We start from the raw sequence: 19,120 nt of genomic DNA on the forward strand, positions 1-19,120 counted from the left end.
GCTGGGATAATTCCTTCACACTCTCTTTGATGTGTATTGTTTTTGCGAATGACATATTGTTATATTTATAGTTTAGTCCAAATATAATAAAAAAATCTATTCTGCAAATATTGGACTTAATTTTATTTATAATTGGTATAATTGCTCAAAGCAAGTTAAAGCAATTAACCGGGAAAGTCAATAGATTTACTTAGGCAAAATACCGATGAGATGAATATTGCTGCCCCAAAAACATAATATATCGGCTAAACGGCCAATGTCCAACTATGCCTGTCGGAAATACGTCCTTTACGGATATCGTCAAGTTCTTTTCCAACCCGCCTTGAGAATGAAGCATCGGTTAATGCCGGCAATGGATAATCAACGCCTTCATAACCAATCAAACAAATCGGAGCAATTGTTGCGGCAGTGCCTGTTCCAAAAGCTTCCTTCAGGGTATTATTTTTGTGTGCATCAATGATCTCGTCCACACTTATTTTACGCTCCTCCACTTTCATTCCCCAATCGCGGGCAATAGCCAGTACACTATCGCGCGTAATACCGGCCAAAATTGTATCGCCTAAAGGAGGTGTCACCAATACATCGTCCAACACAAACATTACGTTCATCGTTCCTGATTCCTCAAGGTAACGGTGATGGCGGGCATCGGTCCAGATAACCTGTTGGTACCCCTTTTGCTGTGCCAGCCTGGTTGGATACAATGAACGTCCGTAGTTACCCGATGCTTTAACAAATCCAACTCCGCCTTCAACCGCACGGATATAATTGGTTTCGACTAATACCTTAACCGGCTCGTTATAATACTTTCCGACAGGTGATGTGATGATCAGAAATTTATATGTCTCTGATGGTTTTACGCCAATGTAATCATCAGTTGCGATCAAAAAAGGACGTATGTATAAGGATGCTCCATCGCCTTTGGGTACCCAGCTGCTATCCATTTTAATCAATTGCAGCAAGCCATCCATAAATAACTCCTCAGGGATAGTTGGCATAGCCATACGTACCGCCGAAATATTAAGGCGTTTCTGATTCGCCAATGGCCTGAACAAAAGAACCCTGCCGTCCTCAGCCCTGTATGCTTTCATTCCTTCGAATATTGATTGTCCGTAATGCATCATAGAGCTCGAAGGGCTGAATGGTATTTTATCATATGGCATTATGCTTGCTTCCTTCCACTGGCCATTGCTGTATTCTGCGACAAACATATGATCGGAAAATATCTTACCGAAACCCAGGTTGATTTCATCAAGTTCGGCAATGCGGGACTTTGCTGTTTTTTTAACAGTGATTGGAATAGCTGTTGTTATCATAAGAATTGCTTTTAGTATTTATCAGGTTTTATACGAAGATTACAACGATAAGGTTATAATTTTGCGACAAAATATGAGATTATTTTTCATAAAGCAATTTCTTTACGAAAGCTAATAATCAATAGTTACCAACAATACATGCCCTATCGGTGCATATTCCACTGATATTAAAACCTATTGCACGATTTTTGCCTGGATAGCTGGATATCACTATACTACTGTGCTTGTAACTGGTCAACATTTCATCCTCTGAAAGCATTTTGAAATGAGGTTTTATTAAATAAATTGTCGCATAAGCTACAGAGTACTCTGTATAATTATTAATTTTAACACCCGATTAATCTCCTAAAGCCTTGTATTTATGTGTACAAAGAAGTGTTTTATCGCCTTTTTTATCTCAACGGTATCTTTTCTGTCTCTTTCAGCGGGAGATAATGGTTATGCGATCAGATTCAAAATAGCAGGCCTGAAAAAAGGCGACACTTGCCTGCTGGCCAATTATTATGGTGAGAAACAATATATACAGGATACCGCATTGGCTGATGCAAACGGCCAGCTTACATTCGAGGGTAAAGAAAAATTAAAAGGCGGTATTTACCTGCTTGTACTTCCTAAAAAGAAATACTTTGACTTTCTTATTGACCAGGTGCAGGACTTCTCGATGGAAACAGACACCAGCAACTACGTAAAGTATATGAAAGTAAAGGGATCGGAAGACAATAAATTATTTTACGAATACCTGAATTATATTGCCGTCAAACATAAAGAAGCGGATCCCCTGCGGGAATTGATAAAAAAAACCAAGAACAACAAAGATTCCATCAAAATGCTTAGCGATAAAATGAGCAGGATCGATAAGGATGTAAAGGCGTATAAACTGAATTTCAGCAAAGAACATCCCAAAACTCTTTTGTCACAGATATTTAAGGGCATGTCCGACCCCCAAGTTCCCGAAGCACCCATACTCGCCAACGGACGTCCTGACTCTACTTTCGCATACCGTTATACCCGGAAACATTTTTGGGATAATTATGACTTTTCTGATGAACGACTGCTGCGTACTCCGATACTTTACAATAAAATGAAAAATTTTATGGATAACATGACCTACCAGACAGCGGATTCATTAAACGCCGCTGCTGATATTATTGCGGAAAAAGCGCGTGCCAACAATGAAGTATTCAAATATGTTGTTTACTGGTTGACCTCTACCTATGAATCATCGCAGATCATGGGCATGGATGCCATATTTGTACACATGGCCGAAAGATATTATGTGACCAAACAGGCCTTTTGGGTTGATTCGGCGCAATTGGTCAAGATCACTCAGCGGGCAATGACCCTTAAACCTTTGCTCATCGGGAAATACGCACCAAACCTGACACTGAAAGATTCTCTGTTACATGATATAACATTGTATGACGTCCGCTCAAAATTCACTATACTTTATTTTTGGGACTACGGCTGCAGCCATTGTAAAAAAGTAACACCCAAACTGCTGGAGTGGTATCAAACGGCCAAAGCCAAAGACGTGAAAGTATATGCAGTTGGAACCGAAACAAATGCTACGGAATGGAAGAAGTATATACGTGAAAATAAACTGGATTGGATAAATGTTTATGACCCGTATTACCAGACCGGCTTTAAAAAGACCTATGATATTTACAGTACACCTGTAATGTATGTGCTTGATGAGAACAAGAAAATTATTGCCAAGCGCCTGGATGTAGAACAGCTCGATGGATTGATCGATTTCATGATCAAACAGAAAGCCTCCGGTAAAACGGGAAAATAGTTACCTGCTTTTTGTCAAAAAATCTTCGTGAGTGTTTTCAGGATGATTTTTATATCAGTAAAAAATCCTCTCTCTTTAATGTAATGCAGGTTCAGTTTTAATTTGGCAGGCATCACTTCTGCAATATAAAATCGCTCAGGATCTTCAGCATGGGCCAAGAGCTCACTTTCATTTACATAAGTAATTGAGGAATAATCAGTTATTCCAGGTTTAATACTGAGTACCTTTAACTGTTCCGGAGTATACATATCTACATATTTGCGCACCTCAGGACGCGGACCAACAAGACTCATATCCCCTCTTAAAACATTCATAAGCTGAGGCAGTTCATCGATCTTGTATTTCCTTAAATAATATCCAAGGCGGGTGATACGATTATCCTTATCTCCAACAGTAAGCAATCCTTTTTTATCAGCCCCTTCAGTCATTGTCCGGAACTTCAGTAATAGAAAATCACAGTTATTAAGTCCCACCCTGCGTTGAGAATAAAACACCTTCCCTTTTGAGTCAAGTACAATTAACAGCGCGATGATAATGAAAAAGGCGCTGATGACAGTATCTGTTTGCTCATCTGTTAAGTCGTAGAATATCGGCAGACTTATCTCGCGGGAATAATTATCGTAGGCTACAGGATAATTTTTAATGTCATAACCCAATTCTTTATAAAACGACATCATCGGAACGGGCATAAAATGGACATTCACAGCAACATCCTTTTTAAAAATTTCCCTCATAATACTATCACGCTGCTCTTCCTTTATGTCCTTAATTCTTAAGGTGTATAAATGATAGGAGGATTCTGTTTTATTCTTTTCATCAACAGCAAGAGGCAATTCGGCCCATTTGGTTGTGGAAAATGACCGGTTGTACCTGTCTATGATATGTTTTCTCTTTGGCAAATGTAGGCTATCGTAGCGCTCCAGTTCAACAAGACCAATAGCTGCAGCTATGTCCGGCATATTCCATTTATAACCCGCCTCAATGATATCATAGCGCCAGTCGCCCTTTTGAACTTTAGAAAAAGCGTCCTTGGTTTGTCCATGCAGCGATTTTACACACAGGTATTTATAGATCGCATCATTGTCAAACGGAGCCGGCAAATTCAAAGCTACTGCGCCTCCCTCACCGGTTGAAAGGTTTTTAACAGCATGAAAAGAAAAAACACTTAGATCGGTGAGTGAGCCGGTCCTTTTACCCTTATATTTTCCGCCAAATGAATGCGCAGAATCTGAAAGCACAAGGATACGACCCAACTGTTCCTGTATTATGCCCCTGGGATCAAATTTGCTTACCACTTCATCTTGCTTAACCAACGCATTTATGGCGTCATAGTCGCAAGGGAAGCCTCCTAAATCAACAGGCATGATAACCTTGGTGTGTGAGGTAATGACTTTTTTTATCTCTGCAACATTTATATTGAAATCGCCTGCGTTTACATCAACAAAAACGGGTTTTGCACCACAATGAATCACCACATTAGCGGTTGCTGTATATGTATAGGCAGGCAAAATAACTTCATCGCCTTCTCCCACTCCAAACCAACGCAGCATGAGCTCAAGGCCGGCTGTAGCCGAATTAAGGCATAGTGTCTTTTTGCAGCCCGTATATGCCGTGAGGCGCTCTTCAAATAATTTGGTACGCGGACCGGTTGAAAGCCAACCTGACTTCAATGCGGCAGTGACCTCATCAATTACTTTCTGATCGATATGAGGAAGCGCAAAAGGGATCATACTAATTGTTTAATGTTAAAGGCCTGCAAATTTACCAAAAAATACCAGTTATGAAGATATTGTGCCAAACTCATCTGCTTTATACAATAAGGCATTAAAAAAAGCATAAAACAACACTCCTGCCTGTGTTTCAAGCATGGATTCCGTTGTAAAATTAAGGATCACGAGGACTAAAAACCCGAGGTACAAATAATTTCTTCTCCTGATCGAATTAATTATCGGGTATACAAAACCAGATATGAAAAGTATAAATCCCAGAATACCTATTGCTATAAAAGTCTGTAAAAACTGGCTGTGCGCATTTAGTATTGAAATCGGTTTATCAGTAGTTGGATCAACTTTATATGCACCGGTTATGCCGTCTGCTCTGTATTTTTTGAACAGTTCATCTTTTACATCTCCTGTTCCCACCCCGGTGAAAAAATATTCTTTAATCAATTCAATATCCTTTTGCCAGATCAAAATACGGATCGAATTACTTTCAGACGATGTTTTATCAATTTTTGTTTCATTAACAACTCTTCCGATACTCCTGAAACGATCTCCCACTTCAGGTACATTTCTGATCAAAACATAAGAACCGGCAGCTACAATAATCAGTAATGATACTCCCGAAAAATATTTTCCCGACCTCAGTACAAATAATGAAAACGATCTTCCCTCCTGCCGAAATTGCCAGATTGTATCTATCGGTTGAAAAAGAAAGCAACAAAATAACGATACAAAGATCAAGATACATCGCGAAATAACCAGGATGGAGGAACAATGAAAACGCGCCGTAAAAAAAATGGGCCTCGCTGGCAAGAAAATAATCATATACAGAACTCCCCAGGCAAATCAGTGAAGTAAAAGCATTGCCGGCAATAAAACACAATAAAACAGTTGAATATTGTCTGATGCCGAAAGTTCCGGTCAGCAATAGTACCGGAAAAACAAGCATGGAGAGTTTTACCTGGAGGTCGAACCAACCGGCATCTGCATTCTGGGTAAACATCATACCAAATACGTATACTACAAACAAGCCCGCAAATAGCAAAAGCGGCAATAATGGAACGGTGGAAAATTTTTCAGAAAAGCGTCCTTCCAGAATCCAATTGATCAAAAAGAGAATAGTAAAAACAGGCACCCATACGCCAAAGGGTAAAAAAAAGGAGATGAGGCAGCAAAGCCAAAAATTTATGCGGGGTTGTAACAATTTAAATTGATCCACGATCTTTACAATTGATCCTTTACATTTGTTTTTAATAATTCGAAAAGGTCGCCGGCGATACAGGCACGGGTAAACCGTTGTTCAACATACCGGAATCCGTTTTCCCCAAATTCAATTATTTTTTGCCTGTTATTATATAACTCCAATATCCTTTCTGACAGATCTTTGTCATTTTCGGGTTCAAAGGCAAGACCTGATTTACCTTCGTCAATGAATAACTCCTTTGCCTCACCTTCCACGCCAAGCAATATCGGCTTTTTCATGGCAAGTATTTCAAATATTTTTGAAGGAATGGCTCCCTTGAACAGATCAAGCCGTTTAAGCGGAATGATCGCAGCATCTATTGATAAAATGATCGGAGGCATTTGATCTTTATTAACAACGTCAAAAAAATATACATTCGAAATAGCTGATCCATCTTTCATTTTTATTAAGCCCTCTTTTTCCGGTCCGTTACCAAACAACACAAACTTAATATCTGTATGATCTTTCAATCGTGCTGCTGCTTTTATAACAACTTCCAGACCTTGCGCATGTCCTATCACCCCGGCATAGATCAGTATAAAATCGCTTCCTGAAAAATTATTTTCCTTACGCCAGTTGGTATGTACTGCTTTGAAGTTATAAAAATTCAGATCAACTCCATTGGGTATCCAGGTAACTTTCTTCCCCGGAAAACGTGATGAAATATTATTAACAATACCTTTCGTTTGGCCGGTGACCAACTCGGATTTACGATACAAAAACTCTTCAAGCTTTGTGGATAGTTTCAAAAGAGTCTTATTGGTTACCAACCCTAATTTTTCCGCACTTTCGGGCCAAAGGTCAGAGACATTAAAGATCAATTTTGCTCCTTTAAACTTTTTTAATAGATAAGCGGATATACCTAAAAACAAGGGTGGCGATTCACATAAAATATAATCCTGTTTACCCAACTTGAATAGCCCGACAAAAAATGAAGTGAACACAAAGGAAAAATAATTCAATAAACGGGGGGCAATGGAACGCCTGGTTGTTACATAGATCCATGCACGATGCACTTTCAAACCACTGATCTCATCATATCTGTAAAATGCTCCTTTGTATCCTTCATACACCTTCATTTGAGGATAATTAGGCATGGCAGTAAGTACGGAAACATCCACTCCCCTGTTTTTTAAATAAATGGCCAGCTCAAACAGCCGATTCTGAGGCGCGCCAACTTCAGGGGGGAAATATTGAGTGAGTATAAGAAGTTTCAAGGTTATTGAGTTATTGAGTTATTGAGTTATTAAGTTGTTGAGTTGTTCAAATCAAATTCAAGTCTCCCTCAATAACTTAATAACCCAATAACTTATATCAAATCAATTTACGTTTAAACAATTTAAATATAACTTCCACCGGAAGCGGTACTTTTGTCATGGCAAAATAGGGTGTCATTGTTCCGCCGAATTCCCTGAAATACTTTTCAATATCGGGTATCATAGAACCTTCGAAGTCGAACACTTTTAAACCAATTGATCTGGCATGAGTAATGCAATTCCACATTGTACTTACTCCTGCACCGTGATGCCTGTTATCCGCATCATAACCTCCCAATATATAATATGCAGTATGCTTATCATTGACACAAAATGAGGTAGCAATAGGTTTATCTCCGTTATAAGCGACAAATGCTATACTATTAGTGGAGTCCGCAAATTCAAACAATATAGATTTCAGCCACCGTTCATTTACTTTTTTCTCCTGCCTTTCAAATGTTTTTAATATAAGATCATAAACCACACTTAGGTCACTTTCCTTCCTTATCACCAGGTTATCCTTCTCCGCCTTGTTCAGGCTTTTTCTTTTTTCAGAAGTTAAGTTCTCAAGTAAAGTGGCTGTTGGCAAATTTAAGTCGATTCGGTATGTATATTTTGGAAGTACACTAAATTTTCCCCAAGAAAAGGGCTGTGTGTCTTTAAATCCTACTGGCAGTGAGGTTACAAAAAATAACGGCGAAAGCTTTTTATAGAAATCTGCAATTAATTCCATTACACTTTTCTCGAATGTATTCTGATTGGATTTATTAGTTGACGGGTTAATAAAAAACAGACCATTGTTTGGCGTAAATGGAGGATTAACAATGTATGACATTCCAAATTTAGATGCGTTGTAATGAAAAAAAGCTCCGATCAGATCATTGTTGTCATTAAATATCCCATTCAGGCTAATATTGCTGCCAAACATATTAATCCATTTCAGAGAATTAAAAACAGAACCATGCTCTGCCGACAATGCCTCGTAGATAACCAGTTCTGAACTTTGCAAGGATCGTATCTTCATTTTATATAGAGATCAGACTATAACCCCCGGTTATACATTTTACCCCTGTAATGATTCTCCCCATTATATTAATGCTTTATTAATTCAGTATATATTCCTTCCATGCGCTTCATATTCACCTGTAATGTACCTTTTTCAGTAAGAATTATTTTACTCATATCCGCAGCATGACTGATCAAACCATCATAGTTTGTGTACACATGTAAAATTTTTGCGGCAAGCACAGCTTCATCATTTAAGGGGACAATATATCCGTTAATTCCATCCTGTATCCATTGACGGTTAGCCTCAATGTCAGAAGCCAAAAGGAAACAACCACATGCCATTGCCTCCAGTACAGAAATTGCGTTCCCATCTGACAATGAAACCGATATGTACACATGTGACTTATTCAGAAGTTCAACCATCACCGGCTGTGTTATATGTCCCTGAAAACATACAATTTGGTCCAGCCCATAAGCATGTACCATTTTGATCAATTTATTTTTAAGCGAACCATCGCCGGTAAAATGAACTTCCAATCCCGGTATCCGATCCTTTACCAAAGCTACTGCCTTAATAATAAGCGGAATGTTATATACATTTTCAAAATTACGTGTACTTGTCACAACAAATTTACCTGGAGGAATACGCCTGTTTATACTGTTAAAAATATCCGTGTTCACTCCGAAAATAAGTTCCCTCACTTTATTCTGTGCACCGCCATAATTAATAATAGCTTTTCTCACATGAGGCGCCAAAGAAGTAATTATATCCGCACAACCAAATACATAACGAAGCAGTAAACGGTATATTACAGACCGCTTGGGACTAATAAGTACATCCGTACCCAACGGAGTCACTATAAAGGGATGAAAACCGCTTAATGCCCCTATTGCGCCATAACTTGTAGCGTATAAAGCGTGAACAACATCGGGGCGGATGGTTCTCAGCAAACGCTTTATATCAGTTACCCTTAATAATATGCGCCAGTTGCCTCCTTTTACATCTATTTTTCCAGCGTTGATATGATGAACAGTAGTTCCGGGGATATCTGCAGGCTTAAATGAAATAAGATGCATTTCATGCCCAAGCGCACCAAAATATTCACACCATCTTTTTGTATGAATACTTTGACCATCAGCAAGTATGCAAATCTTCATTTCAGCAGGCCATTATTTTTATAATACTTCACCACATTATCCATGCCTTTAGCTAATCCATATGGATAATCAAAAAAAGCTTTCGCCTTTTGATCACTGTATTCAACTTTATTTGACAAGGCTCTGAATTTTGATCCGATCTTCTTTATATAAAAATAGTTAATCGTTTCGAGCATGTTAAATAAAAAAGAAGGAACAGGTAATGGCTTTAACGGCTTCCCTAATGAGCGTCCCAATTGAATAAAAAACTCTTCATTCCTGCAGGAGCTGCCCAAATTGTAAGTGCCTTTTATTTCCGGAGATTCCAGAAGCTTAATGATAAATGCTACCAGATCCTTCACATACAAATAATTTACAACCGCATTTTTATTATAAAATACAGGAAACGGTGAGTTAATAAATTTAAGAAGATTAAGGAGGGAATTAAAAGAGTGATGCTCTCCAAAAAGGTTTGTTGGTCTGATTATACAAAGTCCGATAATCCCATTCGCCTCAGCTGCGATCAAAAGCTGCTCTGCTTTGTGTTTTGTCCTTTCATAACCTTCTTGTGGCTGACATACCGAGTCTTCATCAAGAACAATTTTTACCCTTGAAAAGGGCATACCTATTACACCCACACTGCTTAAGTGAATTATCCGATCCGTTTTATTTTGAATATAAGCAGCGATCAGATTTTCAACACCCTTTACATTAGTCAGCCCAAATTGTGATCTGTCCCTAAGCTCAGCAGCAAGATTGATCACAACATTAACATCCTTTAAAGCATTAAAAACACTACCGGCATCTGCCAGGTCACCCTCAACGACCTCAACATCTTTTGTTGAACACCATAATTTCTTAAGCGGATTTCTTGTCAGTATACGGATCCGGTATTTATCGCGGGGAATATGATCGAGCAGATGCTGACCAACAAAACCTGTTGCACCTGTTATAAGTATGCGCGGAAGTATGGCCATCATTCAATTCCCACAGGTGGATTAAACACCCTTGGAATGGTATAAAGATAAGCTTTTGCCTTTTTAAAAAAGACAGGATTGAACGGAGACAGTATGCTGAAAACAATGAGCTTGAACAGGCAATGATAAAAACTTATACCGGCAACAAGTATCCAGCGGAGCTTACCATAATGTTTCCTGAAAAATTTTATTTTATTAAATACCTGGTTGGACAAAGAAACTGTATAGTTCTTCTTTGCACTCTGTCCGATATGATGGATGAGTTGTGCCTTTGGATAATACATTAGTTTTAGTCCCGCTTTATGTGCCCGGTAACAAAACTCCACATCTTCAATCCAAAACATCGTTTCATCAAGAATACCAATCTTTCCTAAAACATCTTTCCTGAAAAATATCGCCGCACCTGAAAATGATTCAGCTTCAAAGGGGACATCAAACGATTTATCCTTATAATTCCTGTGGCGCAACAAAAAATTAAGGTAATGTGTTTCCAAAAAAACTGTCCGTAAATTCGGGTAACGCCATACTGACTGCTGAAAAGTTTTGTCGGTATTCAGTAGTTTAGGTGCGGCTATCATAGCTTCAGCTTGTTCTTCACAGTAAGCATATAATTTAAAAACGCTGTCATCTGTAAATTCAGTATCCGGATTCAGCATTAAAATATATTTTCCCCGTGCAATGGCAAACCCCTGGTTATTAGCTGCAGGGAATCCTTTGTTATTTGGATTGGCAATTAACAACATTTCCGGGAATGCAGATTTAAGTTCTTCCTTACTTCCATCCGTTGAAGCGTTATCAACTACAATAATTTCATATTCAAATTTCCCTTTATGAAACTTTTCGAACGATGTTATACAGGTCAACAAAAGATCTTTGACATTGTAATTGACAATAACTATACTCACATCTTTAGTCATCACAGCTTATCGACTTAACTTTTCAATCAGTTTCAAAATTAAATATACAGGACTTAAAATAATACCCGTAAAACTAAATACGGACCCGCCCGGAACACTAACAGAAGTAAATAATTTATTTTTTTTACCGCGTATTGTATCAAGACAAGAATTCAACACCTCTCCAAAATAACGGTGTAAAGCCATAAGCCTATATCCTGAACTATAATAAGAAGAATTTGAAAACACCTTAAAAAGCGCTGTGAGATAACCTTTATGCATCAGTGTGAGGTCCTTGGCCATACTGCTTTGATGAACACGGTAATAAGCCATTACACCTTCACTGTATACATAAGCGGCTCCCTGCAGGGAAAAACGCAACTGCAGATCAAGATCTTCATGAGTTGGCAATTGCATATCAAAAAGTCCCCAGCGCGTAAAACAGTAACGTCTGAATAAATACGAATGAATGGGAATAGAAAAACCCTTTTCCCACTTCATCAGAAATGCTTTGCCGGCATCACCTTTAATAGCGGAATAATAACCGGGCGCTATCCAGGCTGATTGAATGGTTTGCTCAAACCATCTATAATCCGAATAGACAACATCTGCATCCTGCTCGTTCATAAAAACATGAAGCTGCTTACTGAATTTTTCGGGATGCAACAGGTCATCCGCATCCAAAAACTGTATCCATTCACCTTTGGCAAGTTCAACACCCTTATTGCGGGAAGCTGAAAGTCCCGCATTAGCCTGGTAATAATATTTAATACGATCATCGGAAGCTGTAAACTTTTCCGCAACGACCTTTGTTTCATCTGTTGAACCATCATCAATAATAATACATTCCCAATTAGCATAAGTTTGCTGTAAAATTGAACTTATCGCTTCCGGCAAAAAATGAGCATAATTGTATGCCGGAATAATAACAGATATGAGGTTGCCGCTCATTTATATCAGATAAACATTTTTACAAAAGTCCGGATAGATTGCGGGGAAATTAGTTTCACATCTTTTGCAAGTACCGATCCCATAGCTATTTTATAATGATGCATGCCTGCCCCTGATCGTGCACAAAGGTCCAGCCAGATATCTGTAATGTATGAACTAAAAACCTCCGGCGACACCACCTTGTACCTTAAATTCGAATCCACCAACCTGATAAGCCATTGTTCCATCTCCGACAGTTCGGCAACACCATTAATTGCATTGCTTTGGGCTATGCTATCATTAAGTTCGATCTCGCGGGTTGTCGGCTCAATATGCAAAAGTTTTAATTGCCTTTTCCTGATAGCAGTAGCCGAACTATTTACTTTCGCTTTTTGCACCCGTGTAAGCTGAGCCTCGTGTATACGGTATTTTAGCAATGGCTCCTGTAGATTTGCCAGCTTTGTTACTGCCGCAAGCCTCGTCCACATATCATAATCTTCGGCGTTCTTATATGCCTCGTCATAACGGATTTTATCCGGCTCAAGTATACTCTTTCGCATCATTATAGAGGGATGACACATACATGAATTAAAAAAGAGCAATGTCAATAATCCGTCATGTGTGGGAAGATAGCGTGTTATAACACTCCTGCTATTACCGAAAGTAAGTGTCGCGGTACCTAAAACACCAATATCGGGATGTGATTCCAAATATTCAACCTGCTTTTTAAAACGATCGGGCATCGATTCATCATCAGCATCCATGCGGGCTATATACGATCCCCGGGAACTTTCAATGCCTTTATTTAAGGAGGCTACAAGGTCCATATTTTTCACATTCTCAATTACCCTGATGCGTTTATCGGTGAATGAACGAATTTTTTCCAATGAACGATCAGTTGAACCATCTTCAATAACAAGTAACTCAAAATTGGAGTACGATTGATCCAGGATACTTTGAATAGCATTCCCTACATACTTTTCAGCATTATAAACCGGCAAAATAACGCTTACCAATGGAACACTCATTTTTAATTCTGTATTAGAGATTATATAGAATTAGATTATTTTATACATTTTCAAAAAATATCTGCGGAAATTTTAGAGCTTTCGTGCCTGCCTGTCGGCAGACACAAAAACAACTAAAACCCACTAAAAAATCTTATTCAATATAAACTCAATTAAATAATAATTTAAAGCCTTATCCAGGATGATGGAACAATATCAGTCTTATTGGCCTCCGGATCATTGAACCATTTCTGAGGCGCGATAACAATTTTCTTTTCATAATTATTAAGCCATGCTCCCCACCAGCTAAAACTGCTGTTCGCGATGATCTGATGCCTGCAAAAGCGCATCAGGTACATATCCCAAAATGATTCAGTTCCCTTGTTATGCGAAATATATGTTGCCGGAAATTTCAGCTTTAAATTATCTTTTACCCACTCCGGATCATCCGAAAACATAAAAAAATGTGGAAACTCAGTTCTTTCAGCAATGTATGAACAGGCCTTCAGGTAATAAAATGGTGTACATACACCATGAAACGAGTTTGTCTTAGCATCAGTAACATAATCTGTCCTTCTTATATGCACACTCACCGACTTAAGCGAATTGATCTGATCCAATAAAGCTTTGTTGCGCTCACTAATTGCTTCAACGGGATTGAAATGATTTGTTACTAATTCTTCACGAACGTTACAGAAATATTTTTCCGATTGCCAAAAACCGTTCAGGTATACCGGATCCTTAAGTTCTAAAAAATTTTCATTGAACATATGCCCATGCTCATTGAATACCGCATTATGTATAAGTGAAGGAAATTGGATTGAAAGCTTTCTAAGCAGCTGGTTTCGCTCCACCCTGAAAAATTTACGGACTTCTTTTGAAGTGGCGAGCCCGGCCTTAACCGATAAATGACCTAACTCGTAATTACGCTTAGTATAAACAGTTTCATCGGCTTTGTTTTCCAGGAATGAAGTATCAAGCAACAAACGGACTCCCAACCTTTGAGCCAATGCAAAGCCGGCCGAATATTGGAATAGTTGGTTACCAAGACCTCCCATAAGTTTTACAACAACCATTCGAAAATTATTTTACTTTTTACTACAAGTTCGTTATTATCAGCATCTTACCATCTGCAGCAAGCATTTTCAACCCGTGACAATTCGTCACGGGTTCATTTCCTTCTTCCTTTAATCGTTGTTTTAGTTTTCGCCAATAGGCATTTGGGTCAATGCTTTCTGTTAAAATAGCAACCACATCAATAATGGATAAATACCATTTTTCCTGCGCTGCATCCCAAATGGTACGAACTTTTTTTTCTTCAAATATTTTTATTTCATTTTGCTTCTTCATGCATTCCTAATTGAATTTTTGTATTAATTTTTAATTCGGGCTTTAGCTTCTTTCTCTGCCATTAACTTTAATGCAAATTAGTCAGATAAAAATACGCAAAACTACCCTTAATGTTATACCGGAAGCATTGTCCAGTTTGCTTGATCCGATGCACCAGCACTCGCGATGACAGGCTGGCTTTCCACAAACTCATTTAGCTTGGGTATAGATCAACGTCATTCCCGGCAAACCTGTATTTGTAGCAATTACCTTATACGTCCCACGCTTTCCTTCCAGTACATCTTCCACAGCCTTGAACGGCCCAATGTTATATCCCGATCCGGCTGACTGGTAAAACGTATCGTGCAACAGTATTACAGCGGAAGGAATACGTTCCAGGATTGAACTCAGTTCACGTTTCACCGTTTCATAGCTATGATCACCATCAATAAAAAACAATACATTACCCTTCTCCTTTTGCTTGTCAAATACTTCGAACGATCGTGTTACTCCGTCAGCCTGGTGCATTGTAATATTTCTTAATCCCCTGACTAATTGTCCCCTGCTTTGATACGGGTGTTCATTATGAAAAACGTGATCAGGAAGATCAATGGTATGTATTTCGCAATTAATTTTAAAGGCTTTTATTGTTTCATAAAAAATACGGGCCGATTTACCGATGTTGGTTCCCCACTCAAAGATCAACGTTGGTTTAAAACGGCAAACAGCAGAAGACATCAGCATAAGTTCATTCAGGGGGAAAGGATGTAAACCCACCACAGGTACCAATTTGGATATCACAAAATCGGATATGCTCCAATTATTCACTTCAAATTCGGTTTCACCTGAATTTAACACCGGGTCGGTGAAGGTTACTGGGTTGATCTTTTTTAAGATATTTCTCATTGTACCTGTCAGTTATAAATTACACACTTATCAACCTTTTGTATACATTTTCATATTGATTTGCAATAACCTGCCATCCGAATTTCTCTTTCCATGCTTTAAATCCGCTCTCTGCCAGGGTTTTTCTTTTATCCACATCATCATATAAACTATTCAGCGCTTCAACCGATCTGTTTATTTCAACATGACTTCTACCATCTTTATCAATTTTTGTTGGAAGAATGACTCCCGCATCCGACCATTCAATAATTTCTTTTGCATTACCCACATCCGCTGTAAGAAAGGGGGTTTTAGCTGCCATACATTCGAACAGCACGATCGGTGAGCACTCGATATTTGAAGGAAACAGGAACAGATCGGCCGTCTTATAGGCCGCAACCGTTTCTTCCCGCTTAAGTGAAGTAATGATCACTCTTTTACCTTTCAGTATGCGTAACAAATTCAATTTAAAATAGCTATGGTGAAAACGCATATGTCTTTTAAAATGTTCGTTATCATTCCCTATCATTAAAAGAAGACCATTCTCAATTTTTGACCGGACAAATATTTCCAGAGCTTCTCTATGCCCTTTTATACCTGTATAGGAACCCACATGTAACACAAGAAAATCCTTTTCACCGATCCCAAGCCTTTTTCGGATATCAATAGTGCTTTCACCCAAAAATTCCTCTTCAGCGGCTCCATTAGGAATAAGCGTAGTTGCAGTTATTCCGTTCTCGCGCGCGAAATTAATATCACGGTAATTATCTGAAAGAAATATATTCATGTCATAGTCTTTCATCCTTGCCTTCATCAGCTCAAAATAGTTTTTGAATCGGGGAAGATAAAGTCCTGAAAAACCTGTAGGCACAAAAACTTTTTTTGCTTTAAGCTCTTTCAAAACAGGCAATAGAAGATCAGTAGCCCACTGCTGCGCGGCGAAATTGGTCACTATATCGAATCCATAATCACAAACAAAATTTTTGTACCGTTCGACCTCTTTAACTTCTCCCCTGATTCCATTTGCATCATTCCCTGAAATCTTAAATTGTTCGATCTTCACACCATTGCAGATATTTTGCATACGTTCAGGATGAAACCCTGCTGCGACTGTGACTTCATGCCCCATCTTCACAAGCCGCTCCGACAACTGCCGGACCACTTCCTGCATGCCTCCCACTGAAGGGTGATAGGATTCAACGGTATGCAATATTTTCATTTAGATGTTCCTTTTGTCATTAGCCAAAGCTCCCGGCTTATCTTGAAATATGTTTTCTTAAAAAACGAATCATTATTATCCTTAATCAGTTTATTATAGCGCTGCTTACAAAAAGCAGCTAAATGTTTATTAACGATTCTGGTTTTTACTTTTTTATCTTCCCCCGGAATTGTTCTTTCAACAAGCTCTTCTACCAGACTCTTAAATCTTTTAACAGTTTCTTTACCCTGTTCATTTGTCATAGCAGCGCCGTGATATGCAAAAGAAAGGATATCAATATCCTTATGCCATTCAGTACCTAAAACTTTTTTCATATTCTCAGCACTTTGTTTTGCCACGACCGCATTAAAATCGGAAGTTGAAAAGGAGATACCAGACTTTAATTGCCTGTATTGGTGAAGCACTTCGCCAATATTGGCAACATCATATTTGCGGGAAATCCTGAACCAGTATTCAAAATCCTGAACAAGAGAATTAATTGTTGTATCATACACCCCGCAACCATCGATTACATTTCTTTTAAAAATAGCCGAACTGTGTACGAATGGATTGTCAAAGAACAGGTCACATTTCAATTCAGGAGAACTGAGCGGATGCTTATGAAATTGCCTGGTTGACTCTCCCTTTTCGTTGATTATTCCGGACCAGGTGCCAAGCAAACCTATTTCTGTATTTTTTAACATGAATCTGATTTGTTTTTCCAATCTTTCCGGAAGCGAAATATCGTCCGCATCCTGTCGGGCAATATAATCGCCCTTCGCTATTGCCATGGCTTTGTTCAGGCTATCAGCCATTCCCGAATTACTCTTTTTTAATATCTGTATTCTCTTGTCTTTAAAAGCCTCAGCAACTTCAACCGAATGATCGGTTGAACCATCATCAACAATGATCAATTCCCAGTTTGAATACGTTTGATCGAGTATACTTTGGATAGAATTATGGATATATGGCTCAGCATTGTATACAGGAAGTAATATGCTTACGAGGGGAAACTCTTTGACTGCCATGATGGATATTGCTTATTTGGGTTTCGATGATCCGATCACTTCCCTATATTTATTCATCCATGCTTCAAGCAACAACTTTTCAGAGGGTGAATCATCTACCATAAAATTTGTCATCCATTTTCTCGCACGCTCTTCCAGTTCATGTGAAGAGAGTGTTTTGCCCTGCTTAGCCGCAATCACTTCAATATTGTATGTTCCTCTCCATGCATTTCTCTTTTTCTCCTTTATCGTAAATCCGAAATTCTTTAATAGCTGAGTTAATATACGGAATGAATATCCTTCATAATGAACGGCCCAATGCGCTTCATGAGAACCGAAAAGATGCCTCAACGCAACAAATCTCATCTTTGAACTCTTAAGCCTGCTCAACGCCGCCCGGCCGGTACGTTCAAAGTCGGGAACTTCGATATCAAGAACTCCGCCATCTTTCAACCATAAATGCCAGTTACTCAACAAAGCGCATGCCTGTGGACGGGAAAAATGTTCAAAAACATGGTGCAGTCTCACTTCATCAACACTCCCGGGTTCAAAATATAGCTCAAGAATGTTTTCGTAACGGTCCGCCACCAAAGTCTCCATCACAGTATGCTCCGAAGTGGGATAATCGATATTTACATATCCTTTTAAATAACGTTGTCCGCAGCCGAGATGTAGTTTCATTCTGATTCAGTTTAATTTTTCACAGCCACAACCTGAAAATCAAAATGCAGTAATTCACTTGATGAACTATCAGCATTACTCAGTTTTTCAAGTAATGGAAGCAGCTTATTAATTCTTCTTCTTTCAAAAAAGCCAAGTTTGCGATCAGTGTATTTTAACGCCACATCCGGAATCCTTCGCAATTCCTGCGCTACATATTCAAAATAATTTCCATTTGGGGTCATTTCCGTTATCTGAAAACCATGATCAACGAGGTGTTTTTCATAAAAATATTTACTAAACCCCGTGTAAAAAAAATAAGGCGCGAAATGAGTTAAACTGCAAAAAGGAGCCGTAATTATAAGTGTTCCACCTGGTTTCAGTATGCGTGTAAATTCTTTTATCGCCAATATAGGAGCGGGCAGATGCTCGAATACTTCTGTACACATAATAATGTCAAACGAATCATTCTCGACAGGAATATTAATTATATCGCAAACTATATCCAATTTTGAATTGTCCCAATTTTCAGGCTTAAGTCCTACATTGCTTATTGTTGATTCATATTTCCCAAAGTCCTGGCTTACATAATCGAGATGGGAGCAGAATTTTTTGAACTGAAGCTCTCCCGCTCCTGCATCCAGTATCTTTTTACCCGGAGGCAATGCCTTTAGTGTCTTTTCAAGCCATTTTTCCCTGGTAATTGCATTACTAAGACCTACTTTATTTTTATTTTGAAATGGAAATCTCATTTATAA

General features: G+C 38.6%; 19 protein-coding genes. 2 read left to right on the forward strand and 17 right to left on the reverse strand.

The window, feature by feature from the left end; genetic code table 11:
- Positions 1 to 245: 245 nt before the first annotated feature.
- Positions 246 to 1,313, reverse strand: coding sequence for a branched-chain amino acid aminotransferase (locus tag HYU69_03660; GenBank protein MBI2269435.1), 1,068 nt, complete (start codon positions 1,311 to 1,313; stop codon positions 246 to 248).
- A 361-nt stretch (positions 1,314 to 1,674) separates the two neighbouring features.
- Between HYU69_03660 and HYU69_03665 the strand changes: the two genes are divergently transcribed.
- Positions 1,675 to 3,108, forward strand: coding sequence for a DUF5106 domain-containing protein (locus HYU69_03665; GenBank protein ID MBI2269436.1), 1,434 nt, complete (start codon positions 1,675 to 1,677; stop codon positions 3,106 to 3,108).
- 14 nt (positions 3,109 to 3,122) lie between these two features.
- Here HYU69_03665 and HYU69_03670 read toward each other — a convergent pair whose 3' ends face one another.
- Both HYU69_03670 and HYU69_03675 read right to left on the reverse strand, forming a co-directional pair.
- On the reverse strand, positions 3,123 to 4,838 hold the full coding sequence (locus tag HYU69_03670; protein ID MBI2269437.1) for an aminotransferase class I/II-fold pyridoxal phosphate-dependent enzyme: 1,716 nt from the start codon (positions 4,836 to 4,838) through the stop codon (positions 3,123 to 3,125).
- Positions 4,839 to 4,886: 48 nt separating this feature from the next.
- A complete protein-coding gene (locus HYU69_03675) occupies positions 4,887 to 5,570 on the reverse strand; it encodes an O-antigen ligase family protein (GenBank protein ID MBI2269438.1) in 684 nt (227 codons plus the stop codon).
- A gap of 164 nt (positions 5,571 to 5,734) precedes the next feature.
- Between HYU69_03675 and HYU69_03680 the strand changes: the two genes are divergently transcribed.
- Entirely contained in the window at positions 5,735 to 6,043 is a 309-nt protein-coding gene (locus HYU69_03680; protein MBI2269439.1) for a hypothetical protein, read from the forward strand.
- A gap of 10 nt (positions 6,044 to 6,053) precedes the next feature.
- On the opposite strand, the gene HYU69_03685 is transcribed toward HYU69_03680, so the two are convergent.
- The 14 genes from HYU69_03685 to HYU69_03750 form a co-directional block, all read right to left on the reverse strand.
- Complete coding sequence (locus tag HYU69_03685; protein MBI2269440.1) at positions 6,054 to 7,289, reverse strand: glycosyltransferase family 4 protein; 1,236 nt, start codon at positions 7,287 to 7,289, stop codon at positions 6,054 to 6,056.
- A 97-nt stretch (positions 7,290 to 7,386) separates the two neighbouring features.
- Positions 7,387 to 8,352, reverse strand: coding sequence for a GNAT family N-acetyltransferase (locus tag HYU69_03690; protein ID MBI2269441.1), 966 nt, complete (start codon positions 8,350 to 8,352; stop codon positions 7,387 to 7,389).
- A 68-nt stretch (positions 8,353 to 8,420) separates the two neighbouring features.
- Positions 8,421 to 9,494, reverse strand: a complete 1,074-nt coding sequence (locus HYU69_03695) for a glycosyltransferase family 4 protein (protein MBI2269442.1) — start codon at positions 9,492 to 9,494, stop codon at positions 8,421 to 8,423.
- A complete protein-coding gene (locus HYU69_03700) occupies positions 9,491 to 10,453 on the reverse strand; it encodes an NAD-dependent epimerase/dehydratase family protein (protein ID MBI2269443.1) in 963 nt (320 codons plus the stop codon). Before HYU69_03700 ends, HYU69_03695 begins: the two co-directional genes overlap by 4 nt.
- Positions 10,450 to 11,370 (reverse strand): glycosyltransferase family 2 protein, encoded by a 921-nt coding sequence (locus tag HYU69_03705; protein ID MBI2269444.1) that lies wholly within the window; start codon positions 11,368 to 11,370, stop codon positions 10,450 to 10,452. Before HYU69_03705 ends, HYU69_03700 begins: the two co-directional genes overlap by 4 nt.
- Before the next feature lie 3 nt (positions 11,371 to 11,373).
- Positions 11,374 to 12,297: a glycosyltransferase gene (locus HYU69_03710; GenBank protein MBI2269445.1), complete on the reverse strand. Its 924-nt coding sequence runs from the start codon at positions 12,295 to 12,297 to the stop codon at positions 11,374 to 11,376.
- A gap of 5 nt (positions 12,298 to 12,302) precedes the next feature.
- Positions 12,303 to 13,304 (reverse strand): glycosyltransferase, encoded by a 1,002-nt coding sequence (locus HYU69_03715; protein ID MBI2269446.1) that lies wholly within the window; start codon positions 13,302 to 13,304, stop codon positions 12,303 to 12,305.
- Between the two features lie 164 nt (positions 13,305 to 13,468).
- Positions 13,469 to 14,359, reverse strand: a complete 891-nt coding sequence (locus tag HYU69_03720; protein ID MBI2269447.1) for an alpha-1,2-fucosyltransferase — start codon at positions 14,357 to 14,359, stop codon at positions 13,469 to 13,471.
- A 22-nt stretch (positions 14,360 to 14,381) separates the two neighbouring features.
- On the reverse strand, positions 14,382 to 14,633 hold the full coding sequence (locus HYU69_03725; protein MBI2269448.1) for a hypothetical protein: 252 nt from the start codon (positions 14,631 to 14,633) through the stop codon (positions 14,382 to 14,384).
- 189 nt (positions 14,634 to 14,822) lie between these two features.
- On the reverse strand, positions 14,823 to 15,518 hold the full coding sequence (locus tag HYU69_03730; protein ID MBI2269449.1) for a class I SAM-dependent methyltransferase: 696 nt from the start codon (positions 15,516 to 15,518) through the stop codon (positions 14,823 to 14,825).
- A 19-nt stretch (positions 15,519 to 15,537) separates the two neighbouring features.
- Complete coding sequence (locus HYU69_03735) at positions 15,538 to 16,716, reverse strand: glycosyltransferase family 4 protein (protein MBI2269450.1); 1,179 nt, start codon at positions 16,714 to 16,716, stop codon at positions 15,538 to 15,540.
- The gene (locus tag HYU69_03740) at positions 16,713 to 17,723 is read right to left on the reverse strand and encodes a glycosyltransferase family 2 protein (protein ID MBI2269451.1); all 1,011 of its coding nucleotides are present in this window, start codon (positions 17,721 to 17,723) and stop codon (positions 16,713 to 16,715) included. The genes HYU69_03735 and HYU69_03740 overlap by 4 nt, the downstream gene beginning before the upstream one ends.
- A 12-nt stretch (positions 17,724 to 17,735) precedes the next feature.
- Positions 17,736 to 18,383 carry a hypothetical protein gene (locus HYU69_03745; GenBank protein ID MBI2269452.1) on the reverse strand — a complete coding sequence of 216 codons (648 nt, stop codon included), beginning with the start codon at positions 18,381 to 18,383 and terminating at the stop codon, positions 17,736 to 17,738.
- Between the two features lie 11 nt (positions 18,384 to 18,394).
- A complete protein-coding gene (locus tag HYU69_03750; GenBank protein MBI2269453.1) occupies positions 18,395 to 19,114 on the reverse strand; it encodes a methyltransferase domain-containing protein in 720 nt (239 codons plus the stop codon).
- Between the last annotated feature and the right edge of the window lie 6 nt (positions 19,115 to 19,120).

It is taken from the genome of Bacteroidota bacterium, from assembly GCA_016183775.1.
Lineage (GTDB): Bacteria > Bacteroidota > Bacteroidia > JABDFU01 > JABDFU01 > JABDFU01.